The sequence below is a fragment of the Psychrobacter sp. M17(2026) genome, from assembly GCF_055699815.1.
This window is the reverse complement of sequence record NZ_CM146741.1, coordinates 1782023-1797376: the sequence shown is the minus strand read 5'-3', so window position 1 is coordinate 1797376 and position 15354 is coordinate 1782023. Positions and strand designations below refer to the sequence as shown.

Annotated in this window: 13 protein-coding genes; 5 read left to right on the top strand and 8 right to left on the bottom strand. The window is 43.0% G+C overall.

The features are described 5' to 3' along the window. Positions 1-12: 12 nt before the first annotated feature. Entirely contained in the window at positions 13-1893 is a 1881-nt protein-coding gene (gene secD / locus ACR63T_RS07595; protein ID WP_305898302.1) for a protein translocase subunit SecD, read from the bottom strand. A gap of 123 nt (positions 1894-2016) precedes the next feature. After that, on the bottom strand, positions 2017-2346 hold the full coding sequence (gene yajC / locus ACR63T_RS07590; RefSeq protein WP_201569118.1) for a preprotein translocase subunit YajC: 330 nt from the start codon (positions 2344-2346) through the stop codon (positions 2017-2019). A gap of 697 nt (positions 2347-3043) precedes the next feature. Here yajC and ACR63T_RS07585 point away from each other — a divergent pair. The 3 genes from ACR63T_RS07585 (at position 3044) to ACR63T_RS07575 (ending at position 8095) form a co-directional block, all read left to right on the top strand. Then, positions 3044-4054 carry a CNNM domain-containing protein gene (locus ACR63T_RS07585; protein ID WP_371747936.1) on the top strand — a complete coding sequence of 337 codons (1011 nt, stop codon included), beginning with the start codon at positions 3044-3046 and terminating at the stop codon, positions 4052-4054. A 280-nt stretch (positions 4055-4334) separates the two neighbouring features. Beyond that, complete coding sequence (locus tag ACR63T_RS07580; protein WP_472783589.1) at positions 4335-4832, top strand: hypothetical protein; 498 nt, start codon at positions 4335-4337, stop codon at positions 4830-4832. Between the two features lie 257 nt (positions 4833-5089). Next, the gene (locus ACR63T_RS07575) at positions 5090-8095 is read left to right on the top strand and encodes a LysM peptidoglycan-binding domain-containing protein (RefSeq protein WP_472783588.1); all 3006 of its coding nucleotides are present in this window, start codon (positions 5090-5092) and stop codon (positions 8093-8095) included. A gap of 169 nt (positions 8096-8264) precedes the next feature. Here the strand turns inward: ACR63T_RS07575 and ACR63T_RS07570 are convergent, their stop codons facing one another. Next, positions 8265-9473 carry a transglycosylase SLT domain-containing protein gene (locus ACR63T_RS07570; RefSeq protein ID WP_472783587.1) on the bottom strand — a complete coding sequence of 403 codons (1209 nt, stop codon included), beginning with the start codon at positions 9471-9473 and terminating at the stop codon, positions 8265-8267. 817 nt (positions 9474-10290) lie between these two features. Further along, positions 10291-11139, bottom strand: coding sequence for a Nif3-like dinuclear metal center hexameric protein (locus ACR63T_RS07565; RefSeq protein WP_472783586.1), 849 nt, complete (start codon positions 11137-11139; stop codon positions 10291-10293). Positions 11140-11525: 386 nt separating this feature from the next. On the opposite strand from ACR63T_RS07565, the gene ACR63T_RS07560 reads away from it, so the two are divergent. Then, complete coding sequence (locus tag ACR63T_RS07560; protein WP_472783585.1) at positions 11526-12857, top strand: S1C family serine protease; 1332 nt, start codon at positions 11526-11528, stop codon at positions 12855-12857. Between the two features lie 102 nt (positions 12858-12959). On the opposite strand, the gene yfaE is transcribed toward ACR63T_RS07560, so the two are convergent. The 4 genes from yfaE to ACR63T_RS07540 all read right to left on the bottom strand — a co-directional run bounded on the left by yfaE (position 12960) and on the right by ACR63T_RS07540 (position 15101). Then, positions 12960-13226, bottom strand: coding sequence for a class I ribonucleotide reductase maintenance protein YfaE (gene yfaE, locus ACR63T_RS07555; protein WP_472783584.1), 267 nt, complete (start codon positions 13224-13226; stop codon positions 12960-12962). Between the two features lie 75 nt (positions 13227-13301). Then, positions 13302-14435: a class Ia ribonucleoside-diphosphate reductase subunit beta gene (gene nrdB / locus ACR63T_RS07550; protein ID WP_472783583.1), complete on the bottom strand. Its 1134-nt coding sequence runs from the start codon at positions 14433-14435 to the stop codon at positions 13302-13304. A gap of 85 nt (positions 14436-14520) precedes the next feature. Then, positions 14521-14670, bottom strand: coding sequence for a hypothetical protein (locus ACR63T_RS07545; protein WP_201569100.1), 150 nt, complete (start codon positions 14668-14670; stop codon positions 14521-14523). An 86-nt stretch (positions 14671-14756) separates the two neighbouring features. Continuing rightward, positions 14757-15101, bottom strand: a complete 345-nt coding sequence (locus ACR63T_RS07540) for a hypothetical protein (protein ID WP_472783582.1) — start codon at positions 15099-15101, stop codon at positions 14757-14759. Positions 15102-15130: 29 nt separating this feature from the next. Between ACR63T_RS07540 and ACR63T_RS07535 the strand changes: the two genes are divergently transcribed. After that, the gene (locus tag ACR63T_RS07535) at positions 15131-15295 is read left to right on the top strand and encodes a hypothetical protein (protein WP_472783581.1); all 165 of its coding nucleotides are present in this window, start codon (positions 15131-15133) and stop codon (positions 15293-15295) included. The last annotated feature ends 59 nt before the right edge of the window (positions 15296-15354 follow it).

Genomic DNA, 15354 nt, shown 5'->3' with positions numbered 1-15354 from the left:
CATAGTATTCTCCTAACCGATGCTCAGACGTTTGATTGATTTGCGCTTACCATAAGCAATTTGTACTAGCGCTCGAGTGACCAAAATAGCGGTAAATAGCGAGCTGACAATACCAATAGCTAATGTAATTGCGAAGCCTTTGATCGGTCCCGTACCAATGGCAAATAGAATAAAGGCGACTAGCAAAGTGGTGATGTTGGCATCAAAGATACTACTAAAGGCGCGATCAAACCCTGCGCTGATCGCATTCTTTGGTTTGATACCATTTGCCAGCTCTTCACGTATGCGCTCAAAGATCAGCACGTTAGCATCGACCGCCATACCGATAGTCAGTACAATACCTGCGATACCAGGTAAGGTGAGTGATGAGCCTAAGATAGACATAATGGAGATTATGATAATAACGTTGACTGCCAAGGCGATATTGGCAATGACGCCAAACACCCGATAAAAAATAATCATAAAGGCAAAGACTAACAGGTAACCTACTTGAGTTGAGAATAAGCCTTTATCGATATTCTCTTGTCCAAGTGATGGGCCAATGGTGCGCTCTTCAACAAAATACATCGGAGCAGCGAGTGCGCCTGAGCGTAGGAGCAGGGCAAGCTCAGCAGCTTCGGCACTACTATCTAGACCTGTAATACGGAAGGAAGAGCCTAATACCGCCTGAATATTAGCGCGGTTAATGACTTTAGTCTCAGAATACGGCGTACGTATCTCCGTGATTTCACCTGTAGTTGGATCTTCTTCATAAGTAATTTTTTGCTTATTTTCAATAAACAATACCGCCATCTGATCGCCAACACGCGTACGAGTCGCGTTTTGCATCAGCTTACCACCGGCACTATCTAAAGTAATGCTAACCTCAGGCTGACCACTTTCTGGATCAACATTGGTCTGCGCATCAGTGACTTTCTCACCGGTAACAATAGCTTGGCGCTCAAGCAGCACGGGCGGCCCATCAAGAGTCTCAAAGGGGAACGCTTCAGTACCTGCAGGCGGAATACCCCCTGTAAAGTTCTCAGCATCCTTGGCAACCATTCTAAACTCGAGATTGGCAGTACGGCCCAATACCCGCTTGGCTTCAGCAGGATCTTGAATCCCTGGTAGCTCAACAACGATACGGCTAGCACCTTGTGACTGTACGAGCGCCTCAGCAACCCCAAGCTCACTAATACGATTGCGCAAAGTATTTAAGTTTTGATTGACCGCGTAGCTATTGATCTCATCTAATTTGGCATCGTTATATGCCATGATAAGGGCAGGGCCTTGCTCATCGATTGATGACTGTAAGCTAAAATCATTACCCATAGCGCCTTGCAAAATATTTTGCGCGCGATTACGGGTATCCGTATCAGCGAAATGCAGAGCGATAGTTTGCCCTTCAGTCTTAATCCCTTTGACAGCGACACGCTCAGCACGCAAACTACTACGCGCTTCACGGCTTGCATTATTCAAACGCTGCTCTATGGCCTCATCCATATCTACTTCTAAGACAAAACGTACGCCACCGCGCAAATCAAGTCCTAGTTTCATCGGTTTGGCACCGATATCACGTAGCCACTGCGGAGTCGTTTGCGCTGAATTGAGCGCGACTACGTAATCATCGCCTAAGTTCTGTATCAGCACCTCTCGAGCTTTGAGCTGAGTAACTGAATTATTTAGACGTAGCAGAGCGCTATTGCCCTCAAAACTACCGTCTATATAACTCACGCCAGCATCATCGAGCAGGCTTTGCGACTGAGTCAACACCCCCTCAGACAGCTGAGTGCCAGCCGCAGCACTAGTGATCTGTACAGCGGGCTCATCAGGATAGAGGTTGGGCGCTGCATAGAGACCAGCTACTATGAGCACGATGACGATAACGAAGTATTTCCAAGCGGGATATTGCATAATCACTTCTTTATGTTAATAAAATACTGGCGATGCAGGCCACAAGTAAGCAGAAAATGACCGTAAATCGTTAACGGTCATTTTATAAATTTTTATATTGATACGCTAGATTGTCTTGACAATCTAAACGCTTTCAATAGTACCTTTAGGCAGTACTGAAATCACTGATGCACGTTGTACTTTGACATCAGTATTATTATTCAGGCTTACAATGGCGTAGTCGCCTTCTAAAGATTTGATGCGGCCCATAAGACCACCCGCAAAGATAATTTCGCTACCTACAGTCAAAGCGCTGACCATAGCACGATGCTCTTTGGTGCGTTTAGACTGTGGACGAATGACTAAAAAGTAAAAAATAGCAAAAAAAGCTACAGGTAGTAAGATTTGACCAAATAACGAAGCGCCGCCGCCAGCAGCCTCAGCGGCATGGGCAGATTGGATAAAAAAGCTCATAAATTCTCTCAGTAAGTCGTAGATAATAATAAAATTAGACGCATAGTAACAAAATTTCTTAGGCTTAGCATTAGTTAATACTAGCGCATAGGTATATTTTTGCGATTGGCGCTGTTGTTTTTGAGCTAGGCAGATATCTTGCAAGTTCGATAAACGCTATCGCTGTCATGAATGATTTAATATGGCGATTTAAAAACTAAAGTATAATGGCAAAAATCTACGAAAATAAACAGTAGTTGCCCATACAAATTATTGTTAAACAGCTTTATCAATGCTACTATCGAATCATTAAAAACCTTATGTTTGATACCCCGTATTTAATATTTTGTGTTTGATGTTTTTTCTAAATTACCTTTTATTCTTCTCATAATCTTTAGGTTACTTACCCTTGCTCCCCAATCCTATGTTTACACCTTGCTTATCTCATTCGTGCGCCTCTGAACAAGAAGCGCCTGCAGAACCTCCGCCGATGAGGTTTGCCTGCCATCTTTATTTATCCGATTATTTTCATAGTAAATTTGCAAGGCTTATGTCTTATACTTTACTACTGATATTCTTGATACTACCTTATCCTGCTTTTGCTGCTGAGACTTTAACTGAACCGACCACTGCCAATGTGTTATTGCTCATTGGTTTTGTCAGTATGGCTATTGGTCTATCTTTTGTCTGTTCCATGGCAGAGTCTGTATTGCTGAGTATGACGCCATCATATATTGCTGATGTGCAAGAGAGTAATCCCAAAAAAGCAAAAATGCTTAAGCGTTTAAAGCAAGACAGCGTCGATCAGTCTTTGGCCGCTATCTTAACGCTTAATACTATTGCGAATACACTAGGCTCTATTGGCGCTGGTGCGCAAGCGACTATCGTTTTTGGTAGTGCTTGGTTCGGGCTGTTTTCAGCGTTAATGACCTTAGCGATTCTTACCTTTTCTGAAATTATCCCCAAAACTTTAGGCACAGTCTACTGGCGTCAGTTAAGTGGACCTGTCGCATACTTTGTGCGCGGAATTATTATTGTCTTATATCCGCTTATTTGGCTGTCTGAGCGCTTAACTAAGCTGCTGGTCGGTGGTAAAGATACTAATGTGTTTAGTCGCCGTGAGTTTGCAGCGTTAACGAATATTGGTGAAGAGGCGGGTCAAATTGATCCGCTTGAGGCGCGTATTATTCGTAATTTATTAGCTTTTGGTGCGATAAAAGTTGAAGATATCATGACGCCGCGCTCGGTAATGCTGGCGTTTGAGCAGACTAAGACAGTCGCTGAGGTGATGGTTGATCGACCTAAACTAACCTTTTCGCGGCTACCTATTTATGATGGCGATTTGGATAACATTACAGGATTTGTGCTCAAGACGGACATGCTACTCGCTAAAGTAAACCATGCGATGCATAAGCCCTTGACCCAGTTTGAGCGGGAAATTAGCTTTGTATTCTCGAAGATGAAGCTATTTGATCTATTAGAGCTAATGCTAAAAAACCGCATTCATATCGCCATCACCGTCGGTGAGTATGGTGAGGTCAAAGGACTCGTTACTTTAGAAGATGTGTTCGAGACTTTATTAGGGCTTGAGATCGTTGACGAGATTGATCGAGTTGAAGATATGCAGGCGCTCGCACGGCAGATGATGGATAGACGAGTTGAGCGCTTGGGTATGAAACTTAGTGATGATGAAGAGCATGAAAAACAAAATAATGAGGCTAGAATGTAGTTTTGACTTTTAGAGCCTAAAGGCAATTTTCATTTTATTTTATGATAAGACTATTATAGATGTATAAGCTTTATTATAAGAAAGGCATAAGCGTGTTATATCAATACTCACACAGGGTGTTACATGGTTGTGATAAATTAATGATACGCTAAAGCTAGGCTAAAAAAACGGCTAAATAATTTGTATTAAGATTTAGGAATAACTATAACCTAAGGTCAGTTAAATCTTGAAGTATAAATATTTAGTGCTGCATACTTAACCACTATTATTGCTAAGGATTATGATGAAAAAACTATGGAAAAAAGGTCTATTCGCTTTACTCATTAAAAGTACCAGTATCGTTGCCCTAGCAGCGGTCGCCAGCACTTTTGTTATCAGCGCGCAAGCGGCGACTATGACAGATAGCTTAGTTCAGAATTACTCATCTGCCATGAAATCCGCTGCCAACAGCAAAAATATTAATCAAGTGGCACGTTTGGTGTCTGATGACGCGCTGATTTCTTTATCTAGAAAAGGCAAGTCGACTAGTTTAGACAAAGACGCCTACCTAAAACTGCTACAAACAGGCTGGAATCAAACGTCCAATTATCGTTATGAGATTAGCATTAATAATATCGTGACGACTGGTGAACAGGCAAAAGCCAATGTGACTACGACCGAAAGCTGGGTCAAAGATGGTCAAGATGTCTCGTTTGTTACTAATTCACGAGTCACCTTAACGGTAGCCACCGGCAATGCGGTATTACTTAGAGCAGTATCACAAGTGACCATTGATTAATTATCGATTGATTAAAGGCAACTCAAAGCAGTTGTCATTAGAGTAGATATGATAGCCTGTGACAATTGATGTCGGGATAATCATCTTACTCATTACTAAATTAAAATTTAATTCAATATCTTTAGCTAGTTATGGTTTTTAGCTAGCATTGCATACTATACTACTGATTAAGCTACTCATTAAAAAGTGCTATTAGATAAGCCGTTTAGTTTCTTATACAAGTTAACCGTACTCGCTGCTAGGAAATATCAATAATTATGTCTACTGTGTCCTCCAAATCTCGCTCATTCGTCGCATTACCTTTGACGCTAGTTATTTCAACGCTACTCATTAGCGCCTGTAGCAATACCTCGACTGTCAGACAAGGTACGATCTCCAAACAGGCACCAGTAGTGACCAAGCGCCCTGTTGGTCAACCACCAGTGGTGACTCAGCCTACCGCCAATACAGGCACCGATTATTCAACAGCCTATCTGGATGCTGATAGCCTAGATGAGCTGGCGGATTTGCTTGAAGCCAGTGACATGACGATGGTTGAGGGCAATAAGCTTGCCATTCAACAGTACGGTGATTTATGGAGTCGTCTGCGTGCAGGCTATCGTATGAATGGCGGTCAAGCTACCTATAATCAACGTATCGAAGGTCAAAAGGGCTGGTTTACTAGCAGACAAGACTATCTAAATCGCCTTACTGCCCGAGCAAGTCGTTATCTTTATCATACAGTACGTGAGGCTGAACGTCGTAATATTCCAACTGAGTTGGCGCTATTGCCTGTCATTGAAAGCTCCTATGACCCCAGTGGAACTAGTAGCGCAGCTGCGGCAGGATTATGGCAGTTTATTCCCAGTACGGGTCGCATCTATGGTCTTAATCAGAGCAGTACCTATGATGGTCGTCGAGATGTCATTGAGTCAACACGAGCCGCTTATGACTTTTTGACCGCTCTGCATAATCAGTTTGGCTCATGGGAGCTGGCATTAGCGGCTTATAATGCAGGCCCTGGTCGTGTCCAAAAAGCAATAGACGCCAATGCAGCGCAAGGCTTACCGACCGACTATTGGTCACTCAGATTACCAACAGAGACGATGAATTATGTGCCGCGCTTTTTGGCAGTAGCTGAAATCGTCGCTGATCCACAGCAATTTGGGGTTTATCTGCCAGCTATCGCCAACCGTCAGCATTTTCGCAGCGTGCCTGCTAATTATGGCGTCAGCTTAGCTGAGGTATCACAGGTGACGGGTGTCAGTTATGATGAGCTAGAAAGGCTTAATACCGCATTGACCTCTTCTCGTGTTGACTCGTCAGGTCCGCAGCGGGTGATTATTCCTAATGACGTTGATCTCAATGTCGATGCAAAGTTGAGCAGCCTAAGAGGTAATGGTAGTAGTAATGTGATTGCCTCAACGACACCTGGCAGCGCCTCAAATAATACACCAAGCTATAACAATCAGCCTTATACTAGCTCCTCACTGCCTTCTACTGGTGGTGGACTAGCGGAGTATGCTTCGAGCGCCAGCGTCCCGCAGCAAACGACGAGTTATATCTCACCGACTCAAGCGCCGACCAGCAGTTCAGTGTATAGCAGTAATGCGTCAGTCAGTAGTGAGCCGCCGATTACTAGCAGTGAAACCAATAAAATCAATGCTGAACTTAAGAGCAGCAATAGCTTGCCGACGACCTCAGCACAGATAACCCGTAATAATACTATTACCCAAGAGCCACCACTAAGTGCAGCTGAGCGTGACTTTATTGCTCAACAGATTCAACGGCAAACGCCTGAGCAGCGCGATATCGTTAGCGCCGTCGACGGTAATATTAAGCTCTCAGCAATCCAAACCCAGCAGTCTATCTTAGAGGCTAGTGGTAAAGAGAAAAAAATAACCTTTTCAAATAAAGCTACCGATAAGCCAAAACCGCAAGGTGAACGCTCTACTTATACGGTAAAGCGCGGCGATACCTTATCTAATATTGCTACCCGAGCTGGCGTGAGCTGGCGTGATATTGCAGAGTGGAATCAGATTGACGCCAATGCCAATTTATTATCAGGTAGTACGCTGTATTTATATAATGCCAAAACCATTGAGCCTATAAGCAGTACTAGCGCTACAACAGCCAGCCAGCCTGAGAGCTATGTTGTACAAAGCGGCGATACCCTTATCGGTACCGCCAACCGCTTTGGTCTATCGGTCACTCAGTTGGCCAGCTATAATAATATAAGCAGTCGTGCCGATTTACTCAGAGGGCAAAAGCTATGGTTAATTCCGGGCAAAGTAAAAGCCCCTGTTAGCACGCCAGCTGCCGCTCCAAGTAAGCCAAACATAGCAACCAAGAACTACAAAGTGCGCTCAGGTGATGGACTTATTGCCTTAGCAAAACAGTTCGGTATTTCGACGCAAGCACTAGCGGGTCTCAACGGTATCGGTGCTAGAGATTCCCTATATGTAGGCCAGACTCTAAAAGTCCCTGCTAATGCTGATACGAGTGTGACAAGTAGTAACTCAAGCAGCAGTAGTTCAAGCAGTGCCAGCTCAGTGGCGACGAGCTCTTACAAAGTAAAATCAGGCGAAACTTTGATAGGTATTGCCAATAGCATTGGGGTGAGTGCTGAGCAAGTAGCGGCGGTTAATAGTAGCTTTGATGCCAACGCACGTCTGCAACGCGGTCAAACGATAAAAGTGCCAGCGTCTAAAGCTCAAGTAGATATCAAGCTCAATGACAAGCCTGTCAGCTACAAGATTCAATCAGGTGATACCTTAATTGGGGTGGCCAATCGTTACAAGATTGGCGTAAGTGACTTGGCAGCAGCTAATAATCTAAGCACTACCTCAAACTTAATATTAGGGCGCAGCTTGACCATTCCTGCTAATGGTAGCGGTGGTTCATCATCTAGCAGCAGTACGAGTAGCAATACCAGTAGTAATAAAACCAGCACCTCTAGCAGCAGTAATGGCAAGAAGCTAGGCAACACTGAAAACTACAAGGTACAATCGGGTGATGGTTTGATTGCTTTAGCAGCGCGTTTCGGCGTATCTGTGCAGGACTTAGCAGCAACTAACGACATTGCGGCTAATGCACAATTGCAACGCGGACAAACCCTCAAAGTTCCTAAAGTTACCGTTAGCTATACGGTAGGCTCAGGTGACAGCTTAATTGGACTGGCACGTAAGTATGGTGTCTCAACCAAAGAGCTGGCTGATATGAATAGTATTGCAGCGGATACTATGCTCCAGCGTGGTCAGAAGCTAACGGTTCCTAATCGTTAATACTGTGTTTTAGAGCGATTAGCACTAAAAAGGCGACTCTATTAAGAGTCGCCTTTTTACATGGTTAAGAGATATGAATTCGATTGACTAACTACTGATTAGCGGTTGTATCTCAGCTGACGGTGCGATGGAACACACCCTACAAAGACTAACGCATTAACAGAAACGATTAAACTGTCTGGGTCTTAATCGTTTCGAGATAACTTCTGATATTGCTGACGTAATGCATTGCTTGTCCATAGCGACTGTTATCTGCTTTATTTTCAGACATATAAGAATATACATTTGCCCAGCTCTTATCATCTATATCCTGTGCACGTAGCTTACGTTGAATACGCTTTACCGCATTAGGGCCCATATTGTAGCCTGCTAAGGCAAACCAAACTCTATCCCTTTTGGGTACATCTGCAAAGTCTGCTTTTACTTGCTTAAGATAGCGCGCGCCGCCACCAATACTTTGATAAGGATCAACGCGATCAGCGACGCCCATCTCTTTAGCAGTAACGTTGGTCAGCATCATAATACCGCGCACCCCAGTAGGCGATACGGCGCTCGCATCCAAATGCGACTCTTGGTAACCCATTGCGACGAGCAGCTCCCAGTCATGATTATAGTTTTGAGCTTGCGCCTTAAAAGAAGACTGATAATCAGGCAGCTTTTCAGTCAAGGTCTTTTGAAAGTGCTGCTGACTGTACGCATCTTTTAACAAGTTTTGATTATAAAATGCGGCTAGCTTTTGGGTGTTATTAAGCTTGATGTTATTGCATAAAAAGCTGCTGGCTTTTTTTGATAGAGGATCGTCAGACTCTTGAAAAGCCCAGCTGACCTTGGGGTGTAGGCCGTTCTTGGTCAAGCTAGTATCATAGCCACAGCTGACATTGACTGAGGGTAGAGCAAGCTCATTTCTCAGCTCAGTGCTGGCGGTAGTCAGTGCCATATCAGCATCACCTGACTTTAGTGCTCTAAGAGCCGCCTCTTCATTAGCGTAAGCCTTAAGACGGATAGCCACGCCAAGCTCATCGGCATAGCTGCGTACTAAATCGTAGCCAAAACCATGCTGGAAGCCATCGGTGGCAAAATAAGTGCTATCACCTGGGACTGCTGCAATCGTCAAAGTATTACTGACAATAACCTGATCATAAGCAGATACATCACTATTAGTAGTGGTTAAGCTTTGAGCAGGTAGAGATAGCATAGCGATGCTAGAAACCTGCACCACCTTTTTGGACTTGGCAAAACGAGTGACTTTAGCCGATGGAACAGATGTAACGAGGTTACTTTTGGTGTTAAGCAAACGCTGAGCGGGCCGTAGTAAATGGGTAATACTACGTTTAGCGCCTTGCACAGATACTTTTACACGATAAGTAATACGCTGCATGGATGTCTCCTAATTGTAGCCATCCTACTCACCCTCAAGCGCACGTTTAGCATAATTTAACTTATAGCTAAAACTGCGACTTGTACAATGCCATTCTATTAGGTGCTATAGCACACAGTAGTTAGGCAAGCATTGCTTTGTATCAGCATAATTTTAATCATTTAAATAATCACGACTATTAATCACGACTATATTTTTAATTACAATTTACGCTTATTATCAATTAAATATAGGATCGATAATAAAGCTATAAATAAAAATGATAGTCAGATAACTCGTTAGTAAGCTGCTTAAATTAGTGGATTATCTAAATTAACAAGTCACTTAAATAAATAGCAAACTTTGAACTTGTAAAGATAACTCACTTAATAGTCGCTTCACTATAACGAGCTTAATTACGCGATACAGGGGTCAGGTCATGAATAAATTATTGCGATAACCACTAAGTAATCTAGGTCTAAGGATAAAAATAATTACCTTAGATACTGTTAGTAAAAATAATCTCATATCAAATAGCGATCATCCAGCGTCATTATAAAGTCTCTTAAATTTACCGCTATTTTGCATAGCAAAGCCAAAACGCTGATAAATATTTAAGAGCAAATTCAAAATGAGTGCAACATTAGCTTATACAAGGATCTAATTACTTATAGCGATACTTATATAAAATGATTTAACAAACCATGCTAATGCTATAACCGGAGGCTGTAGTTAATGAAAAGTTTCATGACGGAACATTCTCTTACAATTACACTTTATAGGGATCTAAAGGCTGTTATTCAAGTTAAACTAATAAATCAGCAATAAAAATTAACAATCAAGCAGGATTATCGATATCTATAAAGTCTACTTTTAGCGCAAATTGTTCAGCAATTATATCGCCTAAAGCCTGAATACCACCGCGTTCTGTTGCATGATGACCACAAGCAAAATAATCTATGCCAAGTTCGCGCGCGCTATGAGTCGTACGTTCTGATATCTCTCCTGAGAGGTAAGCATCACAGCCCATAAGTGCCGCTTGGTCAATCATATCTTGTGCGCCGCCTGTACATATTCCTATACGCTCGATAGTTTTTTCAGAGTTTATACTTTCTAAACTTAAGCTACTGGCGATATGTAGTGGAGCACGGTGCAGAGCTTGAGTAATAGTAGCGCTCAAGCTTGCTGCACTTTGCGGCAGGCATGTTGCAATATTACCGACGGGATGCGATTCATGCGGATACAGCGCGCCTGTTATCGCTAACCCTAAAGCTTGAGCAAGTTTGGCATTGTTACCGATGATAGGATGCGCATCGAGTGGGAGGTGATAGGCGATCAGAGAGATGCCATGTTGCATAAGTTTACGAATACGGCGACCTTTCATGCCTGTGATAGGCTCAGATTCACCTTTCCAAAAATAGCCATGATGTACCATGATAGCGTCAGCCTTTGCCGCAATTGCGGCATCAATAAGCGCCTCGCAAGCGGTAACACCCGTTATAATACTGGTAATGACTTGACCACCATCTACTTGTAGTCCATTGGGAGCATAGTCTTTAAATGCGCTTGCCTCTAAATAGTCATCGCAGAATGCAACTAGAGCCTGTGGCGTTATAGAAGATGGTTTTGTATGGGTATCATTGTTGCGGGTTACGCTCAGAGCACTTACATTATGGTTATGGGTCATTGAGTATTCCTAATCTGCTAAGCTTAAATGAATAAGCAAGTTATCATTATTGACTGTAGTTTATCACATCATTAATTGACGCAATATGTCCTAAGGTTTCGCTATTAAGCGATAGCAAAAATTGCGTTAACCGTGATAACTTAAAGGCTACACGAAGATTTACTATTAAATAGTAAGCCCAGCTATAATTATTAGCTAAAGCTATTTATCAAACTATTTATGATTGCTAAGCCTTGTCTTCAAGGGTAATGATCTACATAAATTCTATTTGACTGTGTCTTAATTATTAAGAAAAATATAGACTCAGACTAAATTTTAACTAAGTGTTTTTTAATTAAGTATTATATTCGCTACTATTTGCCGCATAAAATTTACAGAGGTTTTATATGTCGTCTCCACGAGCTAACAACTCACAGGCTAACAGTAAGGGCACGCTACTAAAGTGGCTGCCTTGGGTGCTTTTATTAATAGTTCTTGCTGCATTTACTTGGCTATTCACTAGTATGAATAGCGCATCAAACGCTTGGGAGCCGCCGAGGACGACGCCTGAGGAGCAACAAGCCTCAGCACCTGTAAGCGATACGCCTGCACCGATTTCGTCTTATCATAATGCGGTCGCGCGCGCCTCACAGTCAGTGGTCAATATCTATACCACCCAAGCTATGGCTGAGCATCCCTACATTGATGATCCTGTCCTGCGTCGATTTTTTGAAAATCAAGACAGTCAGCAAGGCGCAGGGCCTACTAATTTAGGCTCTGGTGTTATCGTCTCAGAAGATGGTTATATCGTGACTAACGCGCATGTGGTCGAAAAGGCCGATGAGATTACCGTAGCATTTAGTGATGGGCGTAAGAGCCGCGCAAAAGTTATTGGTACGGATCCTGATAGTGATTTGGCGGTGATTCGAGTCGACATGACAGGACTTACGCCTTTAGGATTTCGTGAAGAGCCTATTCGCGTTGGTGACTTAGCCTTAGCGATTGGTAATCCATTTGGCGTAGGTCAGACCGTTACCCAAGGCATTATCTCAGCGACGGGTCGTACTGGTCTAGGTGTCAATAAGTTTGAAGACTTTATTCAGACCGATGCGGCTATCAACCCTGGTAATTCAGGGGGCGCATTAGTTGATGCGCGTGGCGAGTTGGTCGGGATTAATACGGTTATCTTCTCACGCTCAGGCGGCTCGATGGGTATTGGCTTTGCTATCCCAACGGCACTGGTTGAGCAAGTGATGAACGCGCTAATCAAGGACGGTCGCGTCAGTCGTGGCTGGCTAGGCATTGAGATTCAATCACAGCTACGTGATCCAACCCAGCTTGAGACCACTACGGGTGTCGAAGTGTTAAAAGTCGTCCCACAAGGCCCAGCGGCTAAGAGTGGCTTGCAAGTAGGCGATGTTATCTTGACTATCGATGATGTTGAGATGACTGATGCCAATAGACTAATTCAATACGTAGCGCGTAAACCGCCTAATATGGTATTGAACGCGCAAATATTGCGTAAAGGCAAAAATGCTCAAGTTGAGATTATGCTAGAGGAGCGTCCTGTACAAGAAGTCGTGCAACGTCCTGTCGCTATTGGAGGTGGGCAAGGTGGCCTTGAAGAGCCTGATTATCATGGTCAGGCTCAAAACAGACCTATGATGAGTGAGGAGGAGCGTGATCGTATGCGTGAGGAGCTGATGAAGCTGTTTGAGCAAGACGGTGCGGTTCAGTAGGCTATACAGAGCGACGCTCAGATCAAAAAAAACGCGCTAGCATAGAGTTAGCGCGTTTTTTTGATTCATTTTCTTATTCTAAGGGTGTTAACGCTAAAGGTATTAGTTCTTGATAAACTCATGGTCGATATGGATCACCCCTTTGACTCGGCAGCAACAAGGCAAAATCTCATTATCCTCAATCATCGCCAGCGGTGCAAAAGGGTAGTCGACCTCATGTGAGCTGGATAGCTTCAGCACGCGGCAGCTACCGCAATAGCCCTCACGGCATTGAAAATTCACATCATGACCGGTACGCAAGAGCCCATCAAGCAGACTCTCATCATCATGCAAATAAAAGCGCATTTTGTTAGTCGTTACCCAAGTCATAATAAACCCTGCCGTACTTAATACTCTCTAAAATATTTTTAATTGAGCTTTATAAATCAAATCTGTCATTCAGTATTAAAGCTCAAAATCATCAAAATCGTTATCTGAAAGATCAGAGTCGATCTGACCGACTAAATAAGAGCTAATCTCAGTCTCTTGCGGGGCCACTTGCACATTATCAGAGGACAACCAAGTATTGATCCAAGGTATTGGATTAGATTTTGAATTTGGGAACGCTGATGGTAGACCAACGGCTTCCATACGCAAGTTAGTAATATATTCAATATACTGGCAAAGAATGTCTTTATTTAGACCAATCATAGAGCCGTCTTTAAATAGATAACCTGCCCATTCTTTTTCTTGTTCAGCTGCTTTTCGGAATATCTCAATACCTTGTTCATGACACTCAGCAGCAATCTCCACCATTTCAGGATCGTCGCGACCGTTACGCATTAGATTGAGCATGTGCTGCGTCCCTGTCAGATGCAGCGCTTCATCACGCGCGATCAGCTTAATGATTTTGGCATTGCCTTCCATCAGTTTGCGCTCAGCAAAGGCAAATGAGCAAGCGAATGACACATAAAAGCGAATCGCCTCTAAGACGTTGACTGCCATAAGGCAGAGATATAATTGCTTTTTAAGCGAGCGCAAATCAACGGTGACCGTCTCGCCATTAATATGGTGCGTACCCGCACCATATAAATTATAGAGCTGGGCATTGTAGTACAAGTCATCGTAATACTTCGCGATGTCAGAGGCACGCTCTAAGATATGCTCATTTTGCATGATGTCATCAAAGATAAGACCAGGATCATTGACAATATTGCGAATGATATGGGTATAGCTGCGCGAATGAATAGTCTCAGAGAAGGTCCACGTTTCAATCCACGTCTCAAGCTCAGGAATAGAGACTAATGGCAATAGCACGACGTTGGGACTACGACCTTGAATAGAGTCGAGTAGGGTCTGATACTTTAGATTACTGGTAAAGATATGCTGCTCATGCGAGGACAAGTTGCCATAATCCATACGGTCTTTTGAGACATCGACTTCCTCAGGACGCCAAAAAAAGCTCAGCTGCTTCTCAATCAATTGCTCAAAGATAGGATGCTTTTGCTGATCGTAGCGCGCGACGTTGACCGGCTGACCAAAGAACATAGGCTCTTTCATAGCATCATTTGGCGTTTGATTAAAGATTGAGTAAGTCATGGGAGTGGCCTTTATTGGTTATGCGTCTGTTAGTAAGTGTAGGCTGTGGCTTTAGCTCAGCAAAATAAAAGTATTCGTTATAGGATTACAAATCGTCTAATATTACTCGTATCGGTGGTTGTCCATCATTTATTCGCTGTTCAACTATTTTACCTAGCTCTATATCATTCTGTTCTTCAGAAATATCATCTATCAAACTCAATATATTTGTCCGTTCATCAACTTCATGAGTCATAGTGTTTTCCTTCATTGATCTAAGAAAATATCTTTTAATTATAACAACTTAATATATCTATCAGGTTTCCAGATACATTTTAAGAACTATAAATTCTCAAGCGATATCTGCGCTGATAGCTGCTCATCATTCATATAAGCTTTTAGCATTTCGCTGAGCTCACCATCATCAAAGGCGGCTAATTCACCAGTAGCACTATGACGTAGTTTATCCAAATCTGCATCGTGTATCTGTTTCTTAGTCGCTTTTTTCACAGGTCTTTTCGACTGTCTTGCTATTGTCTTTTTTGGACTTTCATTAACGTCTAATTGCTCACGGACAGCTTCGATATCGACATGTACTTGGACGATATGCGAGCTACCATCATCTAGATCTGAAAATACGTTAGGGATAAACAATCCACCGTCTTTGATGATTGCGGTATAGTTCATGTTTATGACCTCTGTTTTTATTGTTTTGTATGAGATTTAATTTTAGCAGTTTTTGGGAGCTAATCCCGCCTACCGCTTGTATCTGCCTAACCGCTGGCGTGCAGTCTATTGTGTCTGGTCGCATTCCTGTTGCCTCGATACTACGCCCAGCCACAGCCTGCATCGCCATCAGCGTTGGCAGGATACCGCTATAGTCAGGGCTAAAAAACCTCGTTGTAGCATTGCTGGTTTTATAAATATTTTGACTAACAAT

Excerpts from the sequence above, each read along its gene's own strand:
- secD (WP_305898302.1), bottom strand. The coding sequence starts at position 1,893 with ATGCAATATCCCGCTTGGAAATACTTCGTTATCGTCATCGTGCTCATA.
- yajC (WP_201569118.1), bottom strand. The coding sequence starts at position 2,346 with ATGAGCTTTTTTATCCAATCTGCCCATGCCGCTGAGGCTGCTGGCGGC.
- ACR63T_RS07585 (WP_371747936.1), top strand. The coding sequence starts at position 3,044 with ATGACGCCATCATATATTGCTGATGTGCAAGAGAGTAATCCCAAAAAA.
- ACR63T_RS07580 (WP_472783589.1), top strand. The coding sequence starts at position 4,335 with ATGATGAAAAAACTATGGAAAAAAGGTCTATTCGCTTTACTCATTAAA.
- ACR63T_RS07575 (WP_472783588.1), top strand. The coding sequence starts at position 5,090 with ATGTCTACTGTGTCCTCCAAATCTCGCTCATTCGTCGCATTACCTTTG.
- ACR63T_RS07570 (WP_472783587.1), bottom strand. The coding sequence starts at position 9,473 with ATGCAGCGTATTACTTATCGTGTAAAAGTATCTGTGCAAGGCGCTAAA.
- ACR63T_RS07565 (WP_472783586.1), bottom strand. The coding sequence starts at position 11,139 with ATGACCCATAACCATAATGTAAGTGCTCTGAGCGTAACCCGCAACAAT.
- ACR63T_RS07560 (WP_472783585.1), top strand. The coding sequence starts at position 11,526 with ATGTCGTCTCCACGAGCTAACAACTCACAGGCTAACAGTAAGGGCACG.
- yfaE (WP_472783584.1), bottom strand. The coding sequence starts at position 13,226 with ATGACTTGGGTAACGACTAACAAAATGCGCTTTTATTTGCATGATGAT.
- nrdB (WP_472783583.1), bottom strand. The coding sequence starts at position 14,435 with ATGACTTACTCAATCTTTAATCAAACGCCAAATGATGCTATGAAAGAG.
- ACR63T_RS07545 (WP_201569100.1), bottom strand. The coding sequence starts at position 14,670 with ATGACTCATGAAGTTGATGAACGGACAAATATATTGAGTTTGATAGAT.
- ACR63T_RS07540 (WP_472783582.1), bottom strand. The coding sequence starts at position 15,101 with ATGAACTATACCGCAATCATCAAAGACGGTGGATTGTTTATCCCTAAC.
- ACR63T_RS07535 (WP_472783581.1), top strand. The coding sequence starts at position 15,131 with ATGAGATTTAATTTTAGCAGTTTTTGGGAGCTAATCCCGCCTACCGCT.